The 24355-nt window shown below is 61.6% G+C and carries 27 protein-coding genes; 8 read left to right on the forward strand and 19 right to left on the reverse strand.

The window, feature by feature from the left end; all coding sequences use genetic code 11:
• Window positions 1–45: 45 nt before the first annotated feature.
• The 3 genes from AC2S9W_RS08085 to AC2S9W_RS08095 all read right to left on the reverse strand — a co-directional run bounded on the left by AC2S9W_RS08085 (window position 46) and on the right by AC2S9W_RS08095 (window position 1635).
• Window positions 46–534, reverse strand: a complete 489-nt coding sequence (locus AC2S9W_RS08085; RefSeq protein WP_424538609.1) for a GFA family protein — start codon at window positions 532–534, stop codon at window positions 46–48.
• Between the two features lie 142 nt (window positions 535–676).
• Window positions 677–901 carry a hypothetical protein gene (locus AC2S9W_RS08090; RefSeq protein ID WP_000743213.1) on the reverse strand — a complete coding sequence of 75 codons (225 nt, stop codon included), beginning with the start codon at window positions 899–901 and terminating at the stop codon, window positions 677–679.
• Complete coding sequence (locus tag AC2S9W_RS08095; protein WP_486571853.1) at window positions 898–1635, reverse strand: recombinase family protein; 738 nt, start codon at window positions 1633–1635, stop codon at window positions 898–900. The genes AC2S9W_RS08090 and AC2S9W_RS08095 overlap by 4 nt, the downstream gene beginning before the upstream one ends.
• Before the next feature lie 147 nt (window positions 1636–1782).
• On the opposite strand from AC2S9W_RS08095, the gene AC2S9W_RS08100 reads away from it, so the two are divergent.
• The 6 genes from AC2S9W_RS08100 (at window position 1783) to AC2S9W_RS08125 (ending at window position 6148) form a co-directional block, all read left to right on the forward strand.
• Window positions 1783–2115: an ArsR/SmtB family transcription factor gene (locus tag AC2S9W_RS08100; RefSeq protein WP_000447876.1), complete on the forward strand. Its 333-nt coding sequence runs from the start codon at window positions 1783–1785 to the stop codon at window positions 2113–2115.
• Window positions 2112–2879 (forward strand): arsenical resistance protein ArsH, encoded by a 768-nt coding sequence (gene arsH / locus AC2S9W_RS08105; protein ID WP_001239389.1) that lies wholly within the window; start codon window positions 2112–2114, stop codon window positions 2877–2879. The genes AC2S9W_RS08100 and arsH overlap by 4 nt, the downstream gene beginning before the upstream one ends.
• On the forward strand, window positions 2876–3382 hold the full coding sequence (locus tag AC2S9W_RS08110; protein ID WP_000140066.1) for an arsenate reductase ArsC: 507 nt from the start codon (window positions 2876–2878) through the stop codon (window positions 3380–3382). Before arsH ends, AC2S9W_RS08110 begins: the two co-directional genes overlap by 4 nt.
• Window positions 3379–4446 (forward strand): ACR3 family arsenite efflux transporter, encoded by a 1068-nt coding sequence (gene arsB, locus AC2S9W_RS08115; RefSeq protein WP_001272375.1) that lies wholly within the window; start codon window positions 3379–3381, stop codon window positions 4444–4446. Before AC2S9W_RS08110 ends, arsB begins: the two co-directional genes overlap by 4 nt.
• A gap of 121 nt (window positions 4447–4567) precedes the next feature.
• Window positions 4568–5845 carry an IS256 family transposase gene (locus tag AC2S9W_RS08120; RefSeq protein ID WP_275162860.1) on the forward strand — a complete coding sequence of 426 codons (1278 nt, stop codon included), beginning with the start codon at window positions 4568–4570 and terminating at the stop codon, window positions 5843–5845.
• A gap of 99 nt (window positions 5846–5944) precedes the next feature.
• On the forward strand, window positions 5945–6148 hold the full coding sequence (locus AC2S9W_RS08125; RefSeq protein ID WP_000131871.1) for a hypothetical protein: 204 nt from the start codon (window positions 5945–5947) through the stop codon (window positions 6146–6148).
• A 36-nt stretch (window positions 6149–6184) separates the two neighbouring features.
• Here AC2S9W_RS08125 and AC2S9W_RS08130 read toward each other — a convergent pair whose 3' ends face one another.
• From AC2S9W_RS08130 to guaA, 11 genes are all read right to left on the reverse strand, one after another.
• Window positions 6185–6409, reverse strand: coding sequence for a type I toxin-antitoxin system ptaRNA1 family toxin (locus AC2S9W_RS08130; protein WP_000211355.1), 225 nt, complete (start codon window positions 6407–6409; stop codon window positions 6185–6187).
• Window positions 6410–6472: 63 nt separating this feature from the next.
• Window positions 6473–6721: a hypothetical protein gene (locus AC2S9W_RS08135; RefSeq protein WP_000213809.1), complete on the reverse strand. Its 249-nt coding sequence runs from the start codon at window positions 6719–6721 to the stop codon at window positions 6473–6475.
• Window positions 6722–6725: 4 nt separating this feature from the next.
• Window positions 6726–8174, reverse strand: coding sequence for a P-type conjugative transfer protein TrbL (gene trbL / locus AC2S9W_RS08140; protein ID WP_486571854.1), 1449 nt, complete (start codon window positions 8172–8174; stop codon window positions 6726–6728).
• Window positions 8164–8400 carry an entry exclusion lipoprotein TrbK gene (gene trbK / locus AC2S9W_RS08145; RefSeq protein ID WP_000718002.1) on the reverse strand — a complete coding sequence of 79 codons (237 nt, stop codon included), beginning with the start codon at window positions 8398–8400 and terminating at the stop codon, window positions 8164–8166. Before trbK ends, trbL begins: the two co-directional genes overlap by 11 nt.
• Before the next feature lie 12 nt (window positions 8401–8412).
• Window positions 8413–9192 (reverse strand): P-type conjugative transfer protein TrbJ, encoded by a 780-nt coding sequence (gene trbJ / locus AC2S9W_RS08150; RefSeq protein WP_000836966.1) that lies wholly within the window; start codon window positions 9190–9192, stop codon window positions 8413–8415.
• 140 nt (window positions 9193–9332) lie between these two features.
• Window positions 9333–9521 carry a FitA-like ribbon-helix-helix domain-containing protein gene (locus AC2S9W_RS08155; RefSeq protein WP_000024442.1) on the reverse strand — a complete coding sequence of 63 codons (189 nt, stop codon included), beginning with the start codon at window positions 9519–9521 and terminating at the stop codon, window positions 9333–9335.
• Window positions 9522–10553: 1032 nt separating this feature from the next.
• Entirely contained in the window at window positions 10554–11435 is an 882-nt protein-coding gene (gene repC / locus AC2S9W_RS08160) for a replication protein C, IncQ-type (protein WP_000743064.1), read from the reverse strand.
• Window positions 11422–12249 carry a helicase RepA family protein gene (locus AC2S9W_RS08165; protein WP_001162384.1) on the reverse strand — a complete coding sequence of 276 codons (828 nt, stop codon included), beginning with the start codon at window positions 12247–12249 and terminating at the stop codon, window positions 11422–11424. Before AC2S9W_RS08165 ends, repC begins: the two co-directional genes overlap by 14 nt.
• A gap of 4 nt (window positions 12250–12253) precedes the next feature.
• Entirely contained in the window at window positions 12254–12475 is a 222-nt protein-coding gene (locus AC2S9W_RS08170; protein ID WP_001179606.1) for a helix-turn-helix transcriptional regulator, read from the reverse strand.
• A 147-nt stretch (window positions 12476–12622) separates the two neighbouring features.
• Window positions 12623–13825 (reverse strand): tyrosine-type recombinase/integrase, encoded by a 1203-nt coding sequence (locus AC2S9W_RS08175; protein ID WP_000954590.1) that lies wholly within the window; start codon window positions 13823–13825, stop codon window positions 12623–12625.
• 304 nt (window positions 13826–14129) lie between these two features.
• Window positions 14130–15707 carry a glutamine-hydrolyzing GMP synthase gene (gene guaA / locus AC2S9W_RS08180; RefSeq protein ID WP_076074394.1) on the reverse strand — a complete coding sequence of 526 codons (1578 nt, stop codon included), beginning with the start codon at window positions 15705–15707 and terminating at the stop codon, window positions 14130–14132.
• 225 nt (window positions 15708–15932) lie between these two features.
• Here guaA and AC2S9W_RS08185 point away from each other — a divergent pair, with 225 nt between their 5' ends.
• A complete protein-coding gene (locus AC2S9W_RS08185; protein ID WP_486571855.1) occupies window positions 15933–17945 on the forward strand; it encodes a TonB-dependent receptor plug domain-containing protein in 2013 nt (670 codons plus the stop codon).
• Window positions 17939–18364 carry a hypothetical protein gene (locus tag AC2S9W_RS08190; protein WP_486571856.1) on the forward strand — a complete coding sequence of 142 codons (426 nt, stop codon included), beginning with the start codon at window positions 17939–17941 and terminating at the stop codon, window positions 18362–18364. Before AC2S9W_RS08185 ends, AC2S9W_RS08190 begins: the two co-directional genes overlap by 7 nt.
• A 20-nt stretch (window positions 18365–18384) precedes the next feature.
• Here the strand turns inward: AC2S9W_RS08190 and AC2S9W_RS08195 are convergent, their stop codons facing one another.
• From AC2S9W_RS08195 to AC2S9W_RS08215, 5 genes are all read right to left on the reverse strand, one after another.
• Complete coding sequence (locus AC2S9W_RS08195; protein WP_486571857.1) at window positions 18385–19434, reverse strand: glycosyltransferase family 4 protein; 1050 nt, start codon at window positions 19432–19434, stop codon at window positions 18385–18387.
• Complete coding sequence (locus AC2S9W_RS08200) at window positions 19431–20312, reverse strand: UDP-2,3-diacylglucosamine diphosphatase (RefSeq protein ID WP_076074400.1); 882 nt, start codon at window positions 20310–20312, stop codon at window positions 19431–19433. The genes AC2S9W_RS08195 and AC2S9W_RS08200 overlap by 4 nt, the downstream gene beginning before the upstream one ends.
• 117 nt (window positions 20313–20429) lie before the next feature.
• Window positions 20430–21869, reverse strand: coding sequence for an aldehyde dehydrogenase family protein (locus AC2S9W_RS08205; protein WP_486571858.1), 1440 nt, complete (start codon window positions 21867–21869; stop codon window positions 20430–20432).
• 68 nt (window positions 21870–21937) lie between these two features.
• On the reverse strand, window positions 21938–22234 hold the full coding sequence (locus AC2S9W_RS08210; RefSeq protein WP_486571859.1) for a GIY-YIG nuclease family protein: 297 nt from the start codon (window positions 22232–22234) through the stop codon (window positions 21938–21940).
• A gap of 40 nt (window positions 22235–22274) precedes the next feature.
• Window positions 22275–23921, reverse strand: coding sequence for an acetolactate synthase large subunit (locus AC2S9W_RS08215; RefSeq protein WP_486571860.1), 1647 nt, complete (start codon window positions 23919–23921; stop codon window positions 22275–22277).
• Window positions 23922–24355: the final 434 nt, after the last annotated feature.

Genomic DNA, 24355 nt, shown 5'->3' on the forward strand with positions numbered 1-24355 from the left:
ACCCGGCCTAGCGATAGGCGATCCGGCTCCGCCACGCCGGCCTTGTCAGGGCCAGCTTTCGGTGTCGTGATCGGGATGCTGGCGGTTGCTCGCGGCGATGGATTCGGCGATACCCGACATCGTCTGCTCGGTGGTGCCTTCCTCGCGCAGCGTGACGAGCGTCTCGAACCAGGGCATCCGCGCCTCGATGCCGAACTGCATTTTTGGCGGAAAGCGCGCGGGCTCGTCGAGCGATCCGGTCGTGACGCTCAGATGCCGGCTTTCCGGATAGTCATAATAGAGCGGCGTCCCGCAGTCGCGGCAATAGCCGCGCTCGACCTGGTCGGAACTGTTGAAGATCGCGGGCGTGCCGCGCGTCCAGCGCAGCGCATCCTTCGGCACGCCGACCAGCGCCGCGAAGAAATGCCCCGTCGCCTTCTGGCACATGCGGCAATGGCAGATGTGCGATGTATCGAGCATCGCCGACGCATGATAGCGCACCGCGCCGCACTGGCAGCCACCGGATGCTTCGGTTTCGATACGGGTCGGGGTCATCCTCTTCGTCTCCTCATGCGGACGGGATGGTCCCCTTTCCGATCACTCCCCACTCGATTGTAAACAAGCACACAAAACCCTTTAGTGACAACAATTTGCAAGAACTATCAGGCTCAGTGCCATGAAAAATACCATGACCAGATCATGAGGTTGAACACGGCTTGCGCCGGCAGCGTTCACGCTCCTGGTCGGCGATCTCGCCCGGCTGCAATGCTAGCTCAGCATCGGTCATGCGCTCCAGCACGTCGCGTAGGCGGATGGTGCAAGGAATGGGCGGCAGCTCGAACTCATAGCCGCCGGCGATCATTTCGGCCGCAATCTCCTCGGTGATGAAAAACGGCTCGTCGTCTTGGTTCGGCTTCTTCATGCCCTTTCCTCCTGGCGCTCATCCTGGCCGACAGCGGCCAGGGCATCGGCTTCCGTCAATGCGTCCTCCACGAACGCGCCGTGCTGCTTCGCTTCGGCCTGGCTGACCTCGGCCCATATCCGTTTCACCTGGGCCGCACTGTACCCGGCCAGCTCGGCGGTCTTGTTGATGCTGTAGCCGGACTTGCGCAGCGCGACAACTTGGGCGCGGCGCTTCGGATCAGCACGGCGGCCCTTGTACCGCCCGGCCTGGCGGGCCAACTCAATGCCTTGGCGCTGGCGTTCGCGCCTGTCCTCGTAGTCGTCGCGGGTCATCTGCAAGGCCAGGCGAAAAAGCATGATCTGCACGGCTTCCAGCACGATCTTGGCGACGCCCTGGGCCTCGGCCGCCAGGTCGGATAGATCGACCACGCCAGGGACGGCCAGGCGTGCGCCTTTGGCCTGTATCGAGGCCACCAGGCGCTCGGCCTCGGGCAAAGGTAGGCGGCTGATGCGGTCGATCTTCTCGGCAATGACCACCTCGCCGGGCTGTAGGTCGCCGATCATGCGCAGCAGCTCAGGCCGGTCGGCGCGTGCGCCGGATGCCTTCTCACGGTAGATGCCGGCGACGTAGTAGCCGGCGGCCTTCGCGGCCGTAGTGATCGCCTCTTGGCGTTCCAAGTCCTGCGCGTCGGTGCTGACGCGCAGATAGACCCGCGCCACCATCGGCGCGGCTACTGGCTTCGTCCTGCGCATACTTGCGGGCTCCTTTGGGCATACTCAAATGCACCCATCTTAAACTGGCAGGCCAATTTATCACATATCGATCTAAATGCGCCTAGCTCATTTTTACAGCTTAAATGAGCTATTGAGCACACTCCATATTTCGACTATTATTGAAACATGGAAACGATAAATGCTGTAGCCGCCCTGGCGGCCATCGCTCAAGAATCGCGCCTCGCGGTGTTCCGGCTTCTCGTCCAGGCCGGCCCCGCCGGCATGGCCGCCGGAAAAATCAGCGAAGCGGCCGGCATCCCGCCGTCTTCGCTATCCTTCCACCTGAAAGAGCTGGCACACGCCGGCATGGTCACGTCGCGGCAAGAAGGCCGATTTGTGATCTACGAGGCGAACTTTTCGACGGCCACTAACCTGGTGGCCTTTCTCACGGAAAACTGCTGCGGCGGCCAGGTGTGCAACCTGTCTTGCACCACGGAAGCCGGGAAGGTGTTGGCATGAGACTTCGCCATCTTTCCGACCCCGATTCTTTGCCCGCTTTGGACAAATCCTTTGCCATCGAGCGCCCGGCGCTCGGGCTGGCACCCGACGCCCCGCCGGTGCGTATCCTGCTGCTGTATGGCTCGCTGCGCGCCCGCTCGTTCTCACGGCTGGCCGTCGAGGAAGCGGCCCGGCTGCTGCAATTCTTTGGCGCAGAAACACGCATCTTCGACCCGTCCGATTTGCCGTTGCCCGATCAAGTGCAAAGCGACGATCACCCGGCCGTCAAGGAGCTGCGCGCCCTGTCCGAGTGGTCAGAGGGACAAGTCTGGTGCAGCCCGGAACGCCACGGTCAGATTACCAGTGTCATGAAGGCGCAGATTGACCATCTGCCGCTTGAAATGGCCGGCATCCGGCCGACCCAAGGCCGCACCCTGGCCGTGATGCAGGTATCCGGCGGCTCGCAGAGCTTCAACGCCGTGAACACCTTGCGTCTGCTCGGCCGCTGGATGCGAATGTTCACCATTCCGAACCAGTCGAGTATCGCCAAAGCGTTCCAAGAGTTCGACGCGGCGGGCCGCATGAAGCCCTCGCCGTACTACGACCGAATAGCCGATGTGATGGAAGAACTGGTGCGCTTCACGGCGCTGGTACGGCCGCACCGTGAAGCACTGACAGACCGCTATTCCGAACGGAAAGCGGCCGGCCACGTCATCGACGAGGCCACCGATCTTTCATCCATCGCCATTGCTCCCCAGCCACTACCAGAAAGCGAAACATCATGACCGAAAGAATCTATAACGTCCTCATCCTCTGCACCGGCAATTCGGCGCGCAGCATCATGGCCGAAGCTCTCATCAACACGATGGGGCAAGGGCGCTTCCGCGCCTACAGCGCCGGCAGTCACCCAACCGGCAAGGTCAATCCCTTCGCCGTCGAAAAGGTGGAGTCGGTGAATTACCCGACCGAGAATCTGCGCAGCAAGAGCTGGGACGAGTACGCCACGCCCGACGCACCGAAGATGGACTTCATCATCACCGTCTGCGACAACGCCGCCGGCGAAATGTGTCCGGTGTGGCCTGGTCAGCCGATCTCGGCGCATTGGGGATTTGAAGACCCGGCCGCCGTCGAAGGCACTGACGCCGAGAAGCGCCGGGCCTTCGAACAAACCTTCCGGCACATGATGAACCGCGTCCGCCTGTTCGTGAATCTGCCTCTCAAAATGCTTGACCAGACGGCCATCAAGCGCGAGCTGGCGAACATCGGCAAGACCGAGCAGGAAGCATGAGCGCCGGCGCACAGGCCATCGCCGCGAAGCCGCGCCAGGCCCCGATGAGCGGCTTCGAGCGTTACCTGACGCTGTGGGTGGCCCTGTGCATCGTCGCCGGTGTTGCGCTCGGCCAGGGCCTTCCTGACGTGTTCCAGGCCATAGGCCGCATGGAAGTGGCCCAGGTCAATTTGCCGGTGGGCCTGCTGATTTGGGTAATGATCGTCCCGATGCTGGTCAAGATCGACTTCGGGGCGCTGCACCAGGTCAAAGAGCATTGGCGCGGCATCGGCGTCACGCTGTTCGTGAATTGGGCCGTCAAGCCATTCTCGATGGCCCTGCTGGGGTGGCTGTTCATCCGACAAGTGTTCGCTCCGTTCCTGCCGGCCGATCAACTGGACAGCTACATCGCGGGCTTGATCTTGCTGGCCGCCGCGCCCTGCACGGCAATGGTGTTCGTGTGGAGCCGCCTTACCAACGGCGACCCGCTTTTCACGCTCTCGCAAGTGGCTCTGAACGACGCCATCATGATCGTGGCCTTCGCGCCCATCGTCGGCCTGCTGCTGGGCATGTCCTCGATCTCGGTGCCTTGGGACACGCTGCTGATTTCGGTCGTGCTCTACATCATCGTGCCGGTGATCCTGGCGCAGCTCTTGCGGCGGCATCTGCTCAAGCAAGGACAGGCCGCCTTTGAACGGGCCATGCAGAAGATCGGGCCGTGGTCGATGGCCGCGCTGCTGCTGACGTTGGTTCTACTGTTCGCCTTCCAGGGCGAGGCCATCATCCGGCAGCCGTTAGTGATCGCCATGCTAGCCGTGCCGATCTTGATTCAAGTGTTCTTCAATTCCGGGTTAGCCTACTGGCTGAACAAGCGGGCGGGGGAAAAGCACTCTGTCGCCTGTCCTTCGGCCCTGATCGGTGCCAGCAACTTCTTCGAGCTGGCCGTGGCGGCCGCCATCAGCTTGTTCGGTCTGCACTCCGGCGCTGCATTGGCAACCGTGGTCGGCGTCCTGGTCGAAGTGCCGGTGATGCTGCTGGTCGTGCGCGTGGTGAATCGCTCGAAGAGCTGGTACGAACGAGGTTGAACATGAGTAGGAAAAAACTGAGGAAATGATTGCAGATTGCCGCGCCGGCCGCTTCCTGGCGCATTGAGAGTGTCCAGAATTTTGTGGGCGAGGCATAACATGAGAGAAAACGATCATGGATATGCCCGTGAAACACAAGAAGCCATCTATTGCGGCCCAGGCGGCCGCCCGTACGGCCCGATTTCCGAAGCTGCCGGAACATTTGCTGGACGGCCTGGTCGAAGGTCCGATGTCGGCCATGGAGGTCGAGGATCTGATTGATGCCTTTGGCAAGGCGGTGATCGAGCGGGCCATGGCTGGCGAGATGAACGCCCACCTTGGCTACCGTGCCGGCGAAGACAAGCCGGCCCAACAAGCCGACGAACGCAACGGCGTGAGCGCCAAGACGCTGTTGACCAAACACGGCTCGATGCGTGTTCAGTTGCCCCGCGACCGGGACGGTACCTTCGAGCCGGTCTTGATCCCCAAGCATGAGCGCCATTTCGCCGGGTTCGATGAACGCATCATCGCCCTGTACGCCCGAGGCATGAGCGTGCGCGAGATCCAGGCATTCCTGGCTGAGACCTATGGCACGGATGTCTCGCCCGAGCTCATCAGCGAGGTCACTGACGAGGTCATGACCGAGACGGTGGCCTGGCAGAATCGGCCCCTGGAGCGCATGTACCCGGTCGTGTTCTTCGATGCCCTGCGCGTGAAGATCCGCACCGACGGGCTGGTGGTCAACAAGGCGGTCTACCTGGCCCTGGGGATCGACGCTAACGGGGAGCGTGACGTGCTGGGGCTGTGGATTGAGCAGACCGAAGGTTCGAAGTTCTGGCTCAAGGTCTTCAACGAGCTCAAGAACCGGGGCTGCCAGGACATTCTGATTGCCGTGGTCGATGGTTTAAAGGGCCTGCCCGAGGCCATCAACGTGGTCTTCCCGAAAACGACGGTGCAGACCTGCATCGTGCATCTGATGCGCAACAGCCTGGATTACGCCGGCTGGAAGGACCGTAAGTTGGTCGCCGCCGCCCTCAAGCCCATCTATGCCGCCGCCAATGAGCAACAGGCCAGAGAGGCGCTGGCCGCCTTCGCGGCTGGCCCTTGGGGCACGAAATATCCGACGATCGTGGCCGCCTGGGAGCGGGCCTGGGAACATGTGGTGCCGTTCTTCATCTTCCCACCCGATATCCGGCGCGTGATCTATACCACGAACGCCATCGAGAACATGAATCGGCAGCTGCGTAAAATCATCAAGAACCGGGGCCAATTCCCCAGCGACGAGGCGGCCGTCAAACTCCTATGGCTGGCGCTGCGAAACGTGCTGGCCAAGCCGTCGCGATCGGTTCATACGTGGAAAGCAGCCATGAATCAGTTCGCCATCCTGTTCGGTGAACGGTTCACCGAGGCGAGGGATTAAACGATGCCAAACCGCCCCGCCCACAAAAAATCTGACACTCCCGGCGCATTCGATCACTGACCTGGAACACCTAGTATCCATGCTTGCTGAGGTCGCCCGATGACAGACCCAAAGAACCTAGAGAACAGGCTGCATGAGAAGGCCGACCCGGCCCGCGCCGTTTCCACTGGTCGGGTGCGCTACACACTGGCCGAACTACTGGCCGACGCGGAAGCATCCGGGGCTTACCCGCTGCCGCCGGAGGAACGCGAATGGATGGATGCGCCGTCTGTGGGTCGGGAATGGCCAAACAGTGAAGATTGAAAAAGGCGGCCAGTTCGAGTGGCCGCCCTTTCGTCATTAGCTGCACGCTTGGCGCAAGGCGTTCATTGCTTCTTGAAAATCAGCCTGTGTCGCCCGGCCCGTTTCAGCTTGGTAGTACACCACCATAAAAGCATTAGCGACGGCTTCGGCCAATGGCCCAAGGCTCCGCGCTTCCGCTTGGTTGATGTACTCCAAAGAAGAAAGAATAGCCGCTGCTTGATGCACTGCTTGCCCTGGTTCGATAATATGTTGTGTTGTCATAATTCACCTCTCCAGTAGGTGTTGATTGAAAGTGCCGGGCTGGTTGTGGCCAGCCCGGTGCGCCTACAGGTACAGCCCCGCCGCCTCCGCGAATGCTGACCGCTCATTCCTGCCGCCATTAACCTCAATACTTATCGGCTTAGTTTCGCTCTCTCTCATAGGGTCTGGCCGTGATACAAAAGCGGCTGTTTCTGTCTCTGCATCGACCTCGGTCGATTGATCACCCAGCGGCGAAATAAATACCTGGCTGACTTCTTCCCTTGGCGCTTCATCCAGGGCCGCCAATGCGGCCATGTATGTTGATGTCGTCATCGTGCTAACTCCTGACTTCGTTACTATCTGGGCCAGAATCGGCGCCCAAGCTATTGCCCTCGAACTGGCCAGATTGGCTTGCTTCTTTCGGCTCCATGCTTTCGCGTATCGAAGCAGCCAGTTTTCCGCCTGTGGTTTCGCTCACTCGCTCCTGGAATCCCTGCTTCACTTGAGAGCCGACACCCTTGGCTAACTCGGAGGCCGTGCCTGTGGCCAGCTTCGCGGCCTTGGCAAAGCCGCCACCGCTTGAGCTACTGCCGCTGTCACCAAAGCCAGCCGCTTGGGCGAATGGGCTACTGCCAGCAGTACCCGCTTCACCACCACCGTTTCCGCCACTGCTGACAACTGACCCCATGCTGGACATGTCACCGCCGGTTTCCATACTCGCTGATGCTTTCTGAAAAGCCGCTTGGAGTGCACTTGCACCTCCGGCTGCACCGGCTGCGGCACCCATAACCGCTTTACCTGCCAGGGCAGCGCCGCCAGTTGCCATACTGGCCGCCGTCACCGCCGCCCCAACTGCCGCACCCGCACCGAAGTTTCCAATTCCACCGGCTGCGCCAATACCACCACCAGACACAAGACCAGAAATCATCGGCGGAACTTTGTTGACCAAGAAAAGCAAGATGACCGATATAACCAACATCACGGCCAGTTCCTTGGATGCCATGTTCTCGCTGATTTGCGTGTAGTAGTGATTGATGAACTCTTTGCCAATCGCAACCAGAAGCACCATTGCCATAAGCTGTGCGGCCAGGCCCAGCACGGTCTTGTAGTAATTGATCGCCATGTCGGAAGTCCAACGACTTCCACCAAAGCCAAGGAAGAACACACCGGCATACAACAGAATCCAGGCTGATGCGAGCAACAGCAACAGGTTGACCGCAATCAACGCCAGGACAAACAAAACAGCCAGGGCCATTAGCTCCATGACCAGAGCAGTTGCCATCTGCCGCCATCCCAGCTCCGAGGTGGCCTGTACTGTGCGGTTGTATAACTCGAAACCAAGATCAAGGATGCTGGAGGGCCCAAGATTGCTATTGGAAAGTCCCCCCGCCTGCGCGCCCAGAGTTTGCAATGACTGAACAATCGTACCGGCGATATTCATGCCCTGGTTCGCATTCGTCAGCAACCACCAGAAAAAGCCGGTGAAGATCGTGAAGCGAACGAACTCCGCGAAGAACTCGCCAATGTCGGCCTTGCGCAAAGCCATCATGCCGAATGTCCAGACCATCGAAATCACAACCAGCGTCCAGAACAAACGCGATGCAGCGGACTCAATAGCTGGCCCCCATGTTGCGGCAGCATCATGAAAACGCTTGAGCACATCATTCATAACACCGCTGCTACTTAGCTCCTGCGCCATTGCAGGTTCAGCCAGCACCATTGTGGCGACCATCATCAAGCCACCTAGAGCAATTTTCTTTCTCATGGCGACCACCTCAATAATCATCTTTAGGGCTGGGCTTGAACTCCCACTGACGCATCTGCTTGGCCTTCTGGAATGCTCTGCATTCCTCGGTAAAGGCCTCTCGGTTCGCTTCGCTGCGCATTTCATTCAGTGCTGCCTGGAACGCATCGGGGGCACACGTCGCCGCATTTGGTTCGGGCATCCTTTCCTGTTCACATCCAGCCAACAACAGCAACGTAGCCGCGGTAGTAAAAAAGATTTTTTTCATCTCACCGCCTCCCTAGTAGTTGTCTGCCGGACTCGGGCGAAACGTCCAGGTACGCATTTGCTCGGCCCTGGCATCACCTCGCGCCTCGGCATCGAGTTCTGCTGCAATCCGGGCTGCCTCCGCGTTGTGTTGGGCGGTCAACATGGTGCGAATCTGCAAGAGCTGATTGGCCTGCTGGCTGGCGAGCTGGTTGGCGTAGCCGATGGCCTGTAGCTGGCCAGTTGCACCCTGGGCCGCGCCTTGCAGCCGCTCCAGGGTACGGGCGTCATCCTTCAAAGCCTTTTGCTGGTCGGCAACGGTCTGGAACAGGGCATCGTTGGCCTTCTTTTGCGACTCTGACGCCAGGCGGCGGTTCTCTTCCATCGCTGCCTTTTCGGCCGGCGTGCATCCGCCGCTGCCGTTGAAGCATGGCGAGCTGCGGTAATAGGCCACGTCCTGAAACTTGGCCAGGTAACGATCCAGGCTGCCTAGCTGGTTCTCGTAATAGGCCAGCGTGTTTTGCGCGGCAATCAGCCGGTTGATCGTAGTCTGCGCCTGATCCCAGATATACGCGGCTGGGGCCATCGTGTTCTGGAGCTGATTTTCGTACTGCTGCAACTGGGTCTGGTACTGCTCAATCTGCTTGAGCGTCTGCGCCACCGACTCGATGGCCGTCATGATGTTCTGGGCCAGGTTGCCGCCGTCGATGACGGGGATACCAGCTTGCACAGGGGCGGTGGTAGTGGTGATAAAGCCGGTTGCGAGTGCAACGGCTAGAGCGGTTTTTTTAGCCGCTAAAATTTTGGACTTCATGGTCGTACTCCGTCGATGAAAAGAAGGCATTGCCTTGACCAAGCGTTGTGCTTGTTCTCGGCAACGTTTCATCGAAGAGCTACGCCACTAGCTGATCGGTATTGCCCTTGGCGCTGAGGCCCGGACTTACAAACGTAAAACTACTCTGTTTTTTTATCGCTTTCGGACAAGCCAACTTCCCGGCCAATCTCTTCAAGCTCTAGCGGCTGTACTGCCGCCGTCAGTATTTCGCGTATTTCCGCGTCGGTGCTCCTATCGTTGAGCGCTGCTCGAACTTTCAACGCACGGTGCACCTCGGCGGGTAAATTCCTGATAAGCACATTTGCCATATCAATACCCTTTTGGTGTACCCGACAACCATGCTATCAAAGATATTAAAAATAGCAAGACCTATACTCTTGCAACCGGCGGTAGCCGATCAGCCCCGCAGGGCAGGATTCCCGTTGAGTGCCCCCGGCGCGAATAAGGGACAGTGAAGATAGATAACCGGCTTGCCGGTTAGCTAACTTCACCCATCCTGCCCGCATTTCACCCACTATTGAAAATCTAGCGCATATCGAACGTAAAGCGTTTTATCGTCAAACAAACACCGATTCTTGGCAACATAACCGTAATCGTCACCAAATCGGCCTGCAATCGACATAGTCGCTTCAAAATCGCTGCTCAATCGGCTTTAAATCGGAACCTAAAATGCCAACAATCGACACAAACCATTCGCCCCGATGGGGCGAGTTGGACGCCAAAAAAGAAGGGCATAACCCGCCCCTCAAGTGTCAATGAACACAAGAAATTTGCCTCCCCTCCCGTCATACCACTAAGGCGACGTATTGATACTTGAGGGGCAACCTTTCCTGATGTTGACACCTTCACGCAGGTTACTGGTTATGGGCGTCCAACACACACGGCTCATTCCTGCTTGGTAATAATAAGAATAATAATCTTCTTATTATTCTTACCGAACGAATGGGCACTGCTTAGCCATTTCACGTTTCGAGCCAAGGTTTCAGTACAGATAACTACAAGTGCACACAGCGGCCCTCCAGCACCGTTAGACGCAGATTCTGCTTCAGCTCATGGAATAAGGGACTCCGGGTTGTTTTCCCCTCTCACAAGGCGTTTCAGCGGCCACTGAAGCCGCCTTCTCTTCTTGGCGTTAAACCATCGGCCTATGGCCGATTGATAAAGCCCGCCAGGGCTTTATTGGCAAGGTCAGAACGCGCCCTCAAGGCGCGAGCTGCACCGCGCATGATGGATTATCTTTAGATAATCTTGGATGGATTTCCCAAACTGCCCGCAAAGCAGCGCACCGTCTGGGTTTTCCAAATTGGGACGGGGAACGTTACGACGGCAGAAGGGGAGCGTTACGACGGTAACAAGGGAACGTTACGACGGTAAACGGGTGCAGTTGCCGTGGGGCCAGGCCTCTTGATCTCCCATTTTCCCTTGGCGTATTCGTTCACTACCCAACCCACGGCGGCAAGTTCGGCCAGTGCCTTCCGGGCAGTCTGACGGCGTTTTTTCATAGCTTCGGCATTGGCTTCATCTGGCCAGACATAGCCGCAAAGCGTGTCCAGTTCCACGCGCCCGGATTTGCCGGGGTCGATCCAGCCGCATAGCCGTTGGTGCATCAGCCGTGCCGGATCAGTCTGTAGCACCCGCACTTCCGCCATGTCGATACGGGCATATGGACGATGCCCCAGGATCGCTTCGGCAATACGCGGATTCAGGGCAACCCATAGCCTGCCGTCCGTCTCGTCAAAAGCATGACTCATCAGGTGGAACGCGGCTTGCCGCCGTCCCTTCGTCACAAGGATGGTGACGTTCGACATGCGCAGCAGGCTGGCTTTGAGCGCCTTGATGTTGTCGCCGCTATCCGTCATGCCCGTTTCTGAGAGCAGTTTGGTCAGGCTCTCACGAACCACCAAGCCGTCTTGCTCAATGGCTTCGAAACGGGGTTCAAGGAATAGCCGTAGCTGTCGCCCCGTCTCACTGGTCGGTTCCGGGGTTAGCAAGATGCCGTTCGGGCCGCCAAGGGCCACGATGCCTTGCAAAAGACGCATATCATCGGCCCCGAGAGGTTCGAATCCGACGAAACGCATGGATTCGTCCTCGCCAAAGGTGTAGGTCACGTCCAGCTTGCAGCGTTTGCGATCGCCACGCTTGAGGCTGCGGAACAGGCCAGGTGCCAAACAGTGCGCGGGATCATGTCGGACGTGGGTCAGGTCATGCTTAGGCTTCTTCACGCTGTCTCCTTTTCACCTTGCACTGCCGCTCCAGTACAGCAGGCTTCAACACGCCGCCGTCGTGCCGTCTAAACCAGAGTTCTTGAAAAGGTGCGCCATAGTTGGCCTTGCTGACGCCAAAGCGGACAAAATACCCACGCTGACAATCATCGACCCCCAGTATCTCGGCCTCGCCTTGCGTCATGCCGGATAGGTACGATTGCCAACGGATGTTATCAACCAGTACGGACGATCCACGACTGGCCTGCTGTTGATCGCCCGACCCCATCATGGCTGCGCTTTTACTCGCGTGGTGCAGAAACACAATGGAGCAGCCTGTATCAGCGGCTATGGCCTCCATGTGCCCAACAACCTGCGCCATCGGCCCGCTAGCGTTCTCCTCCTCAATGTGGAAGCGCCGCAAAGTGTCCAAGATCATCAAGCGACGACCTTCAGCGGCTCGTTTGAGAGCATCGAACCAGCTAGCAGCCATGATGTTTGGGCATTTACCGATCAAGGGTTCAATGAGCAAACCATCAGCCACGGCTTGCCGTTCCGCTGCGCTGAGGTGTGCCCCAAGGGCGTGCAGACGATGGTGAATAGCGGCCGGTGGATCTTCAGCAGGCAGATAGACCACTTGCCCGGTGGGAAACTCGCCTATTTCAAGTAAATCAGGCCCGCCTGCAATCTGTGCAGCCAATTGAAGGGCCAACATGGATTTACCAGCCCCACCAGGCGACACAAGAGCACCAACAGTGCCAGCAACCATATTAGGCAGAACATAATCAATGGGTGGCGGCAATTCCGTGAAAGCCGCCATAAGATCAAGAGCCATATAACTAGCCCTCTATAGGGCCAGGTCGCGCAGCTTGATCACCCGATGATTTACGTGCCTCAATCCACTCTTCGACCTCTGACAAATCCCAGGCGACATTTCTACTGGTTAACGCGATACGGCGTGGAAAATCCCCTCGCTGCTCCAGGTTATAAATTGTTCGTGTCGAAAGCGGGATCATCTCCAGGAGCTTCTTCCTGTTGATGAGGGTCTTTATATTTTGCATGGGTCAATACCTCTCAAATGAATAGTTGCTATTCATCGAGTAGCTGCGCGAAGCAGCTAATCGGTAATTGACCTGCCCGATGCCAATGGCGGCCTTATTTATAAATTCACGGCATCAACTTCAATGCTATCAAAGATAGCAAAAACATCAACCCTTACTGCCTCCCGAAGTCCACTCATCAATCATATCGGCCCAATCCTGCAACATCGCCGCCCGCTGCTCGCGGTACTCAGCCTTGTTGTAGACAGCCCTCACGCCCTTCTGCTCGTGCGCCAGGCACTTCTCGATCCAGTCGGTGTTGTAGCCGGCCTCATGCAACAGCGTGCTGGCTGTGCGCCGCAAATCATGCGGTCCGAACTTGGTAAGTGACTTCCCATCTTTCTGCGCCGCCTTGTAAGTCAGCGTCAGCACCTGGTTAAGTGTGGCAGCGCTCATCGGCGCATCCGAGTCGTACCGTGATGGCAAAACGAAGTCGGAACCACCGGCAAAGGTTTTCATGGCAATGAAAATATCCAGAGCCTGCTGGGACAGAAATACCAGGTGCGGGTTACGGCGTTTCATCCGCTCCTTTGGAATCGTCCACAACGCTTCGCTGAAATTGATCTCGCTCCAGGTCGCATTGGTCAGCTCGCTCTTGCGCACCATCGTCAGCAATAACAGCTTGGCCGCCGCACGGTTTGTTGGGCTTGTGCCCACTCGCTCCATGTACTGGTACATCAGCCCAATTTCTTCTGGCGTCAACGCTCGGTCACGTGGCTCGAATCGAGCGATGCTTGTTGGGCGCACCAGTTCTGCCGGGTTTTCGACCTTCTGCCCACGCTCGATGGCCCAGCGAAATACCTGCAACACGATTTCACGCACATGAACGGCGGTGGCCGGTGCGCCTCGCTCAACAATGGCATCAGCCAGCGCCCGCAAGTCTTCGTGGGTGATCTCCACCAGCTTCTGATTGCTGAATTTCGGCTTCAGCTCACGCTCATAAACCGAGCGGCGCATATCGCGGGTGGAGTCGGCCATCTGGTAGCCACGCAGCCACTTCTCCGCCCAGGCACCGAACGTCTCTGCATCTTTCACCCGCGCCTTGTCTCGGGCTTTCTCCTTGGCCGGCGACTTGCCCGCCGCAACCATCTTCTTGGCGTCACCCAACAGCTCGCGGGCTTCGGCCAGGGTGATGCCACCGACACCATAACGCCCAAAGGTGATGGTCTCCTGCCGACCGTTGATTGAGTAGTTGTAACGGAACGAGATGGAGCCGGCTGGAGTCACTGCCACATAGAGACCTTCCCGGTCATTCACTTTGTAGAGTTTGTCCCTGGGCTTGAGATTGCGCAGCTTGGTATCGGTCAGCATGTACCTTGTCCTTCTTCGTCTCCGATACCATGCTGAAAAAATCTCGAATTTATCGTATTTTTTCTTACGAAACAGTAACTTATAGAATATTAATACCATGAACACACAAAAGAACGCAGCATGGTATCGGCATCAATCATGGCATCGCCAAACCATAATACCAGCTTTAATGCCATGCTCAAACGGTGCTTGGCGCTTCCTCCCGTTGCCAGATCGTGCCAAACACAAACAAAAAAAAGCCCGCAATTACGCGGGCTTAGCGGCATTTCATGCCATCAGGTGCCTGGCTGTGCCAGACGCGGAATCATTCCCACTCGATCGTTCCCGGCGGCTTCGAGGTATAGTCGTACACCACCCGGTTGATCCCCTCCACCTCGTTGATGATCCGCGTCGCGCAGCGCGACAGGAAACTTGCGTCGAAGGGATAGATATCGGCGGTCATGCCGTCGGTCGAGGTCACGGCGCGCAGCGCGCAGACATGGTCGTAGGTGCGCCCGTCGCCCATCACGCCGACCGTCTTGACCGGCAGCAGCACCGCGAACGCCTGCCAGATCGCATCGTAGAGGCCCGCGCCGCGAATCTCTTCCAGATAGACGGCGTCGGCCTTGCGCAGGATGTCGCAGCGCTCCTTCGACACCTCGCCGGGGATGCGGATCGCCAAGCCGGGGCCGGGGAAGGGGTGGCGGCCGACGAAGATGTCGGGCAGGCCGAGTTCCTTGCCGAGCAGGCGGACCTCGTCCTTGAACAGCTCGCGCAGCGGCTCGACCAGTTTCATGTTCATGCGTTCGGGCAGTCCGCCGACATTGTGGTGGCTCTTGATCGTCACGCTCGGCCCGCCGGTGAAGGACACCGATTCGATCACGTCGGGATAGAGCGTGCCCTGCGCCAGGAAGTCGGCACCTCCCAGCTTCTTCGCTTCTTCCTCGAAAACGTTGATGAACTCGCCGCCGATGAACTTGCGCTTCTTTTCGGGATCGGTGACGCCGGCGAGGCCGGCCATGAAGCGGGCCTCGGCATCCACCACCACCAGCGGGATGTTGTAATGGTCGCGGAACAGCGTTTCGACCTGCTCGCGCTCGTTGAGGCGGAGGAGGCCGTGGTCGACGAAGACGCAGGTCAGTTGCTCGCCGATCGCTTCGTGGATCAGCACCGCGGCGACGGCGCTGTCGACGCCGCCCGACAGGCCGCACAGCACGCGCTGGTCGCCGACCTGCGCGCGGATCTCGGCTATCTTGGTCGCGCGGAACTCGGCCATGGTCCAGTCGCCCGAGCAGCCGCAGACGTGGCGCACGAAATTGGCGATCAGCTTCGCGCCGTCGGGGGTGTGAACGACCTCGGGGTGGAACTGCGTGCCGTAATAGCGGCGCGCGTCGTCGGCGATCAGCGCGAAGGGCGCGCCGTCGCTGACAGCGACGATGCGGAAACCCGGCGCGAACTCGGTCACGCGGTCGCCGTGGCTCATCCATACCTGATGGCGCTCGCCGACCTCCCATAGCCCGTCGAACAGCACGCAGGGCTCGGTGACGGTCAGGAAGGCGCGGCCGAACTCGCCGTCGCGCGTCCCATCGCTGCCCCCCGGTTCGACCTGTCCGCCGAGCTGCTGGCTCATCACCTGCTGGCCGTAGCAGATGCCGAGGATCGGCAGGCCGCTGTCGAACACCGCCTGCGGCGCGCGCGGGCTGCCCGCCGCGGGCACCGAAGCGGGCGAGCCCGACAGGATCACGCCCTTCGGCTGCATGCGCTGGAGCGCGGCCTCGGCGCTGCCGAACGGCACGATCTCGCTATAGACGCCGGCCTCGCGGACGCGCCGCGCGATCAACTGCGTCACCTGGCTGCCGAAGTCGACGATCAGGATGGATTCGGAGGGAGCTGGAGTCTGCATGGCTGGCCGATAGAGAGGCGCGCCCTCGCTGTCCAGCCGTCGCCGTGCCATCGTGCCCGGGCCGGCCCACAAGCAAACCGCCCCCTTCGCATGCCCTGCCATATTGTTGCGACAAATTGTGACCAGATGAACGCGCGGTGCCAATCCTCGTCAGGGCGTGTTCAGTCGCCGCTGCTAGGAAAAAACCAAGACAAGATATACGGATAACGGAAAGCGCCTCTCCCGATGAAAAGCCCTTCTCTCTCTCTCCGCTCGGCCCTGCTTGCGGCGACGGCGCTAGCCGCGACGCCCGCGCTGGCGGTCGATGACCAGCCCGTCGATACCGTTTCGGTGCAGTCGGATTCCGATTTCGGCGACGACTATGAGGACGAGATCGTCGTCACCGCGCCGCGGCTGGCGGGGCAGCTCGACACCGATTTCGCGGCCGAGGTCGAACTCGATGAGGCCGATATCGCCAGCTATGGCGCGTCGTCGATCGCGGAACTGCTCGACGCGCTCGAACCGCAGACGCGGTCGGGCCGCGGGCGCGGCGGCGGGCGTCCGGTGATCCTGGTCAACGGGCGGCGCATCTCCGGCTTCGGCGCGGTCCGCAACATCCCGCCGGAGGCCATCGCCAAGGTCGAGGTGTTTCCCGAACAGGTCGCGCTGCAATATGGCTATGCCGCGACCGAGCGCGTCGTCAATTTCGTGCTCAAGTCCGATTTCCGCCAGATTTCGGCGGAAGCGGAGGCGGGTATCCCGACGCAGGGCGGGCAGTTCAAGAGCGAGCTCGAACCCGCCTTCATGGCGATCGGCAACAATGGCCGGCTCAACCTCAACGCGAGTTGGGAGCATCAGACGATGCTGCGCGAAAGCGACCGCGACCTGATCCCGGTCACCGGCAGCGCCGCTGACGCCGAGGCGCGCAGCCTGTCGCCCGCCAGCGACACCTATGTCATCGACGGCACGCTGGTGCGCGGCATCGACAAGGTGACCGAGGCGTCGGTCAGCCTGCGCTTCGACCAGACCGACAGCCTCAGCCTGCTCGGCCCCGGTGCCGGCGGTGCGGGCGATCCGCTGCGCCGCGACAGCCGCACCCAGAACTGGACGAGCTCGGCGAGTGTCAACGGCATGCTCGGCGACTGGCGCTGGTCGGCGACCGGCAATTATTCCGATGCCGACCAGCGCATCTTCACCGATCGCCTCGGCAGCACGAGCGACCGCTTCGACAGCAGCCAGCAGAGCTTCGGCGGCAACGCCAATATCTCGGGCAGCGTGATCGACGGCTGGGCCGGGCCGATCCGCGCCTCGATCACCGGCAGCTACACCGGATCGCGCTTCGACAGCCGTTCCGAACGGGGCGGCACGATCACCGTCACCGATCTGGCGCGCGATACCCCCAGCGTCTTCGGGTCGCTGACCGTGCCGCTGCTCGATCCCGATTACGAGGTCGGCAAGCTCGGCCGCCTGTCGCTGACCCTCAACGCCGAGGTCGAGCGGCCGAGCGACTTTTCCGCGCTCAAGAGCTGGGGCGCGACGCTCAACTGGGGCCTGACCGGCAACCTGTCGCTGCTCGCGAGCTTTGCGAGCGACGAGGCGGCGCCCAGTATGACGCAGCTCGGCGCGGCGCCGCTGGTGACGCCCGCGGTCACCTATTACGACTTCGCGACCGGCCAGACGGTGCAGATCACGACGACCACCGGCGGCAATCCGTTCCTGCTCGCCGAGCAGCGCCGCGACCTGAAGCTCGGGCTCAACTGGAATGTGCCGATGGTCGACGGGCTGCGCTTCTCGATCGACTATAACCGCAACCGCAGCCTCGACACCGCGAACAGTTTCCCGCTGCTGACGCCGGAGATCGAGGCGGCGTTCCCCGGCCGCGTGGTCCGCGACGGCAGCGGCACGCTGATCGCGCTCGACCAGCGGCCGGTCAATTTCGATCGCGCGACCAATTCGCAGATCCGCTGGGGGATCAACTATGGCGCGAGCTTCGGGCAGAAGGAAGCGGCCGCGAGCGAAGGCGGCGGCGGCCGGGCCGGCGGACGCCGCGGTGCGGACGGGGCCGATGCGCCGCCGCCGCCCGACGGCAGCGCGGCGTCCCGGGGCGAAGGCGGTCCGCCGCCGTCCGCGGGCGGGCGCGGCTTCGGCCGGCCCGGCGGCGGCGCGCGCGGACCGGGCGGCATGTTCGGGGGCGGCCGCAGGGCGGGCGCTGGAACATCTCGCTCTATCACACCGTCAAGCTCACCGACAAAGTGCTGATCGGGCCGGGCGTGCCCGAACTCGACCTGCTCGGCGGTTCGGCGACCGGCAACGGCGGCGGCAGCAACCGGCACCTGCTCGAACTCGACGGCGGCGTCTTCTACAAGGGCTTCGGCGCGCGGGTCAGCGCCAAATACGACAGCGGCAGCACCATCGTCGGCGGTGCGAACGGCAACCTCGATTTCCACGATCTGGCGACCTTCAACCTGCGCGTCTTCGCCGATTTCAACCAGATGCCGAAGCTGACCGGGAGTCTGCCTTTCCTCAAGAATTCGCGCGTGCGGTTGTCGGTCGACAATCTGTTCGACGCGCAGCGGCGGATCACCGATGGAAGCGGAGTGGTGCCGCTGAACTATCAGCCGGGCTACATCGACCCGCTCGGCCGCTATATCGAGCTGCAATGGCGCAAGGCATTCTAGGGGCCTGTCCCTAGGTGTTCCTAGGCCGCGAGGCCGGGCGCGGCGAGCGCGCCGGGCTCCGGATCTCGCGGAATGAAGGTCAAGGCTTTCAGGAACTGCGCCGTGCAGCTTGTCCAGCCATAGCGTGCGCCGAGGGCTGCGGCGTCTTCGCGGCGGCAGGTCAGCGCGCGCGAGATGGCGGCATTCAGGTCTTCGTCGAGGGCGCCCGCACCGTCGCGGACGATGTCGCCCGGTCCCGGCACCGGATAGGCCGCGACGGGCGTTCCGCACGCCAGCGCTTCGATAACGACGAGGCCGAACGTGTCCGTCCGGCTGGGGAAGACGAAGACGTCCGCGCCGGCATAGGCCGACGCCAGCGCTTCGCCGCTGAGCTTGCCGAGAAACACCGCTTCGGGGTGGCGCATCCGCAGGTCGGCGAACGCCGGACCGTCGCCGACGACGACCCTGGTCCCCGGCTGCGTGGTGGCGAGGAACGCCGCGATGTTCTTTTCGACCGCGACGCGGCCGACGTAAAGCTGGATCGGACGCGCGATGCCGGCGAAGAGGGGGTGGGGCGCGCGATCGGGGCGGAATAGGCGCGGGTCGACGCCGCGCTCCCACAGCATCGTCCGGTCGAGGCCGTGCGCGGCCAGTTCGCGCTGCAACGAGCGCGTCGCGACCATGATGTGCCGGGCGGGGCGGTGGAACCAGTAGATGAAGCGCCAGACACGGCCGGGCGACACGGGCAGGCGCGCCGCGACATACTCCGGAAAACGCGTGTGATAGGCGGTGGTGAAGGGAAAATCATGGTCGAGGCACCAGCGCCGCGCCGCGAGCCCGAGCGGGCCTTCGGTCGAGATATGGATCGCCTGGGGGGCGAGGGCGCGGATACGCCGCCCGACCGCGCGCTTGCCCGCAAGAGCGAGGCGGATTTCGCCATAGGTGGGGCAGGGAATCGAGCGGAACAGGTCGGGCGAGATCACCTCGACCGTATGCCCCTGCGCGCGCAATTCGGCGATCGTCGCCTGAAGCGTGCGGACGACGCCGTTGACCTGCGGTTCCCAGGCGTCGGTGACGATGACGATCCTCATGCAGCGCGTGCCGATGCGGGCTGTTCGAGCGGCGTCGGGGCTGAGCGCGCCGCAACTTCCTCGGCCCAGCGCACGATCTCCATGCGGCCGTCGGCATGTTCGACCAGCGCGGTGCAGCCTTCGACCCAGTCACCGTCGTTGTAGTAGTCGACGCCGTCGATCGCCCGCATCTCCGCGCTGTGGATATGGCCGCAGACGACGCCGTCGACGCCGCGCGAGCGGGCGGCGTGGGCGACGACTTCCTCGTAGCGGCCGATGAACTGGACGGCGTTCTTGACCTTGTGCTTGGCGACGAGCGACAGCGACCAATAGGGCAGGCCCATGCGGCTGCGGATGGCGTTGACCACCACATTCGCCTTCATCAGCGCGGTGTAGGCGGCATCGCCGACGAAGGCGAGCCAGCGGTGCGCGAGCATCACCGCGTCGAACTCGTCGCCGTGGACGACCAGCAGGCGGCGCCCGTCGGCGGTCTCGTGCACCGCCTCGCGCCGGATTTCGACCCCGCCGAAATCGAAGCCGTCGAAGGGCTTGACCATCTCGTCATGGTTGCCCGGGACATAGACGACGCGCGTGCCGCGCTTGGCGCGCTTGAGCACGCGCCAGACGACGTCGTTATGCTCGGGCGGCCAGAAATGGCGTTTCTTGAGCCGCCAGCCGTCGATGATGTCGCCGACGAGGTAGAGTGTCTCGCAATCGACATGGTCGAAGAAGTCGATCAGCAGCGCCGCATTGCACCCGCGGGTGCCGAGGTGGATGTCGCTGATCCACACGGTGCGGTAGCTGCGCCGTTCGCCGACGACGCATTCGGGCACGTGCGGTTCGGCGGCGAAGGGATCGGCGAAACGCGCCGGGATGGGCAGGGTCGAGATAGAAGCCATGTCGCACTCCGTAAGCAGCCTTGGCTGCCCACGGCCTAGACACGGCTTTTGTTACACCCTGCGAATCGAAGCGAAGACGGTTCGGTGACGGTCTGGCGACGGTCCGGTGACAAGCGCTCACGCGCGCCGGATCACCATGTTCCGGATTTCGGTCATATCTTCCATCGCGAATCTGATGCCTTCGCGGCCCAGCCCCGAATCCTTCACCCCGCCATAGGGCATGTTGTCGACGCGATAGCTCGACACGTCGTTGACGACGATGCCGCCGACATCGAGGTCGTCCCACGCCGCCAGCACCTTGTGCAGGTCGCGCGTGAAGAGGCCCGCCTGAAGGCCGAACTTGCTGTCGTTGACCTCTGCCAGCGCGTCGTCCCAGTCGGTGAATTTCGACAGGATGGCGAGCGGGCCGAACGCCTCCTCGCGATAGGCATCGGCCTTGCGGTCGACATTCTCCAGCAGGGTCGCCTCCAGCATCGCGCCGTCGCGCCGGCCGCCGGTCAGCAGCGTCGCGCCGCCCGCGACCGCATCCTCGATCCAGCCGCCGAGCCGCGCCGCTTCCTTTTCGGAGATCATCGGGCCGATGAACGTGTCGCGGTCCTTGGGGTCGCCGGAGACGAGCGTCTTCGTCTTTTCGACCAGCATCTCGCGGAAGCGGTCGTAGACGTCGGCGTGGATCAATATCCGCTGCACCCCGATGCACGACTGGCCCGACTGGTAGAAGGCGCCGAAGATGATCCGCGCGAGCGCATGGTCGAGGTCGGCGTCCTTGTCGACGATCACCGCGGCGTTGCCGCCGAGTTCGAGGATGACCTTCTTTTTCCCCGCCTTCGCCTTCAGGTCCCAGCCGACGCCGGGCGAGCCGGTGAAGGACAGCAGCTTCAGCCGGTCGTCGCTGGTGAACAGGTCGGCGCCGTCGCGGCTCGCGGGCAGGATGCTGAACGCGCCCTCGGGAAGGATGTCGCATTCGGCGAGCACCTCGCCGATGATGATCGCGCCGAGCGGGGTCATCGACGCGGGCTTCATCACGAAGGGACAGCCGACCGCGATCGCCGGCGCGATCTTGTGCGCGGCGAGGTTGAGCGGGAAGTTGAACGGCGAGATGAAGCTGCACGGGCCGATCGGCACGCGCCTCCACATCCCCATATAGCCCTTCGAGCGCGGCGAGATGTCGAGCGGCTGGATCTCGCCGTAATTGCGCACCGCTTCCTCGGCGGCGATGCGGAAGGTGTCGATCAGGCGGCCGACCTCGCCCTCGGCATCGGCGATCGGCTTGCCCGCCTCGACGCACAGCGCATAGGCGAGTTCGTCGAAGCGCTCGCGGAAGCGCGCCACGCAGTGATTGAGGACGTCCTGCTTCTCGAAACTCGCGAGCTTCGCCATCGGCGCCGCGGCGCGCACCGCACCGGCAATCGCCTCGTCGATCACGTCGGGGGTCGCGAGCGCGGTGCGGAAGGCGACCTCGCCGGTGAACTTGTCGGTAACGGCGAGGTCGGTGTTCGGCTGCGCCGCCTTGTTGTTGAGGTAGAGGGGGTAGACGTCCTTGAGTTTCACAATCATTCTCCAACACTCTCAACCTTCCCCAACGCCGTCATCCCCGCGAAAGCGGGGATCCAGGGGCCGGGCCATCAGCCGTTGAGCCTTTCATATAGGTCGAGCCATTGCGGATTGTCGCGCTCGATCAATTCCAGTTTCCACGCCCGACGCCATTTCTTGATCGCTTTTTCGCGGGCGATGGCTTCGTTTACATCGGCGAAGGCTTCCGCGTATACCAAACGCTCTACACCATATTTCGCCGTAAATTTCGAGCCTTCGCCGTTCCGATGCTGCCAGCATCGTTGGGCCAGATCCCCGGTCACGCCGATGTAAAGCGTGCCGTTCCGTCCGCTGGCAAGGATATAGACGTGATAAATCCGTTCCATCATGCCTCTGGGTCCCCGCTTTCGCGGGGATGACAGAAAGTAGTTACAACTCCTTCGACAGCCGCTTGATGTCGATGTTCAAAATCTGGTCGTTCTCCGAATAGTCGACGGGGCAGTCGATCAGGTGGACGCCCGGCGTATCGCGCGTATGCGCCAGCAGCTCCTTCAGATGCGCAGCACTTTCGACGCGATAGCCGTTCGCGCCATAGCTTTCGGCATATTGGACGAAATCGGGGTTGTTGTAGGTGAGGCCGAAGTCGGCGAACCCCATGTTCGCCTGTTTCCAGCGGATCATGCCATAGGCGCTGTCGTTGAGGATCAGCACGGTCAGGTTGAGGCCCAGCCGCACCGCGGTCTCCATCTCCTGGCTGTTCATCATGAAGCCGCCGTCGCCGCAGATCGCCATCACCTTGCGTTCGGGATAGAGCATCGCCGACATCATCGCGCTCGGCAGCCCCGCGCCCATCGAGGCGAGTGCGTTGTCGAGCAGCACCGTGTTGGGGCGATAGGCGGTATAGCCGCGCGCGAACCATATCTTGTAGACGCCGTTGTCGAGGCAGATGATGCCGTCGTCGGGCATCGCGTCGCGTACCTGCTGCACCAGATGCGGCGGAAAGATCGGGAAGCGCGCATCTGCGGCGAGCGACCGCGTATGCTCCAGATCGGCCTTCCGATAGGCGAGCATGTGGTCGAAGTTCCAGCCGCCGTTGGGGACGATGTCCTCCTTGATCTGCCAGATGGCGTTGGCGATGTCGCCGATCACCTCGATATCGGGGAAATAGACCGGATCGACCTCTGCGGTCCTGGTCGAGACGTGGATGACGCGCGGTCCGCCCTGCTGCATGAAGAAGGGCGGTTTTTCGATGACGTCGTGACCGATGTTGACGATGCAGTCCGACGCCTCGACCGCGCGGTGGACGAAGTCGCCCGCCGACAGCGCCGCGCAGCCCAGGAAACGCGGGTGCCGCTCGTCGATCACCCCCTTGCCGAGCTGCGTGGTCAGGAAGGGGATTCCGGTCTTTTCGACGAATTGCAGCAGCATGCGGCCGGTCATCGTGCGGTTGGCGCCTGCGCCGATCACCAGCACCGGCGCCCGCGCCGCCTCGAGCGCCTTCACCGCCTCGCGCACCGATTTGACGTCGGCGATGGGGCGGCGGACATGGCTGCGCTTCAGCGGCACCGACGCGGTTTCCTCTTCGGCGATATCCTCCGGAAACTCGATATGGGCGGCGCCGGGCTTTTCCTCCTCGGCCAGCCGGAAGGCCTCGCGCACCCGGCTCGGGATATTGTCGGCGCTGGCGAGCTGATGAGTGAATTTGGTGATCGGCTTCATCATCCCGACGACGTCGAGAATCTGGAAGCGACCCTGCTTCGATTTCTTGATCGGCTTCTGCCCCGTCACCATCAGCATCGGCATGCCGCCCAGTTGCGCATAGGCGGCGGCGGTGACGAAATTGGTCGCGCCGGGGCCGAGCGTCGCCATGCAGACGCCGGTCCGGCCGGTGTGGCGGCCATAGGTCGCCGCCATGAAGCCCGCGCCCTGTTCGTGACGGGTCAGGATCAGCCTGATCTGCTTCGATCGCGACAGGCTGTCGAGCATGTCGAGATTCTCCTCGCCCGGAACGCCGAAGATATATTCGACGCCCTCTTCCTCGAGGCACGCGATGAACAGGTCGGATGCTTTGGTCATGGTCGGTCGCCCCCTTATCGGGCCGCATACCGATCGTGCGGCCCCAAGCCTGCGCCGGCGACCTCGGCGCGGATCATGGCCCAGCGGCCCCGTCCTGCGATCGCGAGTCCGTGCTGTGCCGGAGGGGATGTGTAACGAGAGGGGGAAGGGTTGTCACGCGGGGCGCGAGGCAAAGCATCTAGGACAGCGGTTCTGTGTTCCCATCAAGATTAGGCAATCATCCCCTTCGGCAGGTCACCGTTCCCCGGCGAAAGCCGGGGTCCAGATGGCGTGGCGCTGCCCCGCGCGGTCCCCGGCTTTCGCCGGGGAACGGTGACCTTACGTGTCTGATGGATATACGCCTTGAGGTTATACCGGTCTCATAGATTTTTCATTTCCCCGCCTTGCCCTGTCCACGACTATCCGGTGGATGGCGCGATGGCGAAATCGCGTTT

It is taken from the genome of Sphingopyxis sp. 550B, assembly GCF_057401805.1.

What these genes read in the sequence shown, in the direction of transcription:
- trbL (WP_486571854.1), bottom strand. Translation starts at nt 8,174, where the DNA reads ATGATTATTGAGGTGGTCGCCATGAGAAAGAAAATTGCTCTAGGTGGC.
- AC2S9W_RS08210 (WP_486571859.1), bottom strand. Translation starts at nt 22,234, where the DNA reads ATGATGGAACGGATTTATCACGTCTATATCCTTGCCAGCGGACGGAAC.
- trbJ (WP_000836966.1), bottom strand. Translation starts at nt 9,192, where the DNA reads ATGAAGTCCAAAATTTTAGCGGCTAAAAAAACCGCTCTAGCCGTTGCA.
- AC2S9W_RS08155 (WP_000024442.1), bottom strand. Translation starts at nt 9,521, where the DNA reads ATGGCAAATGTGCTTATCAGGAATTTACCCGCCGAGGTGCACCGTGCG.
- AC2S9W_RS08205 (WP_486571858.1), bottom strand. Translation starts at nt 21,869, where the DNA reads ATGATTGTGAAACTCAAGGACGTCTACCCCCTCTACCTCAACAACAAG.
- guaA (WP_076074394.1), bottom strand. Translation starts at nt 15,707, where the DNA reads ATGCAGACTCCAGCTCCCTCCGAATCCATCCTGATCGTCGACTTCGGC.
- arsB (WP_001272375.1), top strand. Translation starts at nt 3,379, where the DNA reads ATGAGCGCCGGCGCACAGGCCATCGCCGCGAAGCCGCGCCAGGCCCCG.
- AC2S9W_RS08215 (WP_486571860.1), bottom strand. Translation starts at nt 23,921, where the DNA reads ATGACCAAAGCATCCGACCTGTTCATCGCGTGCCTCGAGGAAGAGGGC.
- AC2S9W_RS08135 (WP_000213809.1), bottom strand. Translation starts at nt 6,721, where the DNA reads ATGACGACATCAACATACATGGCCGCATTGGCGGCCCTGGATGAAGCG.
- AC2S9W_RS08100 (WP_000447876.1), top strand. Translation starts at nt 1,783, where the DNA reads ATGGAAACGATAAATGCTGTAGCCGCCCTGGCGGCCATCGCTCAAGAA.
- arsH (WP_001239389.1), top strand. Translation starts at nt 2,112, where the DNA reads ATGAGACTTCGCCATCTTTCCGACCCCGATTCTTTGCCCGCTTTGGAC.
- trbK (WP_000718002.1), bottom strand. Translation starts at nt 8,400, where the DNA reads ATGAAAAAAATCTTTTTTACTACCGCGGCTACGTTGCTGTTGTTGGCT.
- AC2S9W_RS08130 (WP_000211355.1), bottom strand. Translation starts at nt 6,409, where the DNA reads ATGACAACACAACATATTATCGAACCAGGGCAAGCAGTGCATCAAGCA.
- AC2S9W_RS08165 (WP_001162384.1), bottom strand. Translation starts at nt 12,249, where the DNA reads ATGGCTCTTGATCTTATGGCGGCTTTCACGGAATTGCCGCCACCCATT.
- AC2S9W_RS08195 (WP_486571857.1), bottom strand. Translation starts at nt 19,434, where the DNA reads ATGAGGATCGTCATCGTCACCGACGCCTGGGAACCGCAGGTCAACGGC.
- AC2S9W_RS08200 (WP_076074400.1), bottom strand. Translation starts at nt 20,312, where the DNA reads ATGGCTTCTATCTCGACCCTGCCCATCCCGGCGCGTTTCGCCGATCCC.
- AC2S9W_RS08090 (WP_000743213.1), bottom strand. Translation starts at nt 901, where the DNA reads ATGAAGAAGCCGAACCAAGACGACGAGCCGTTTTTCATCACCGAGGAG.
- AC2S9W_RS08185 (WP_486571855.1), top strand. Translation starts at nt 15,933, where the DNA reads ATGAAAAGCCCTTCTCTCTCTCTCCGCTCGGCCCTGCTTGCGGCGACG.
- AC2S9W_RS08125 (WP_000131871.1), top strand. Translation starts at nt 5,945, where the DNA reads ATGACAGACCCAAAGAACCTAGAGAACAGGCTGCATGAGAAGGCCGAC.
- AC2S9W_RS08175 (WP_000954590.1), bottom strand. Translation starts at nt 13,825, where the DNA reads ATGCTGACCGATACCAAGCTGCGCAATCTCAAGCCCAGGGACAAACTC.
- AC2S9W_RS08120 (WP_275162860.1), top strand. Translation starts at nt 4,568, where the DNA reads ATGCCCGTGAAACACAAGAAGCCATCTATTGCGGCCCAGGCGGCCGCC.
- AC2S9W_RS08170 (WP_001179606.1), bottom strand. Translation starts at nt 12,475, where the DNA reads ATGCAAAATATAAAGACCCTCATCAACAGGAAGAAGCTCCTGGAGATG.
- AC2S9W_RS08095 (WP_486571853.1), bottom strand. Translation starts at nt 1,635, where the DNA reads ATGCGCAGGACGAAGCCAGTAGCCGCGCCGATGGTGGCGCGGGTCTAT.
- AC2S9W_RS08085 (WP_424538609.1), bottom strand. Translation starts at nt 534, where the DNA reads ATGACCCCGACCCGTATCGAAACCGAAGCATCCGGTGGCTGCCAGTGC.
- AC2S9W_RS08110 (WP_000140066.1), top strand. Translation starts at nt 2,876, where the DNA reads ATGACCGAAAGAATCTATAACGTCCTCATCCTCTGCACCGGCAATTCG.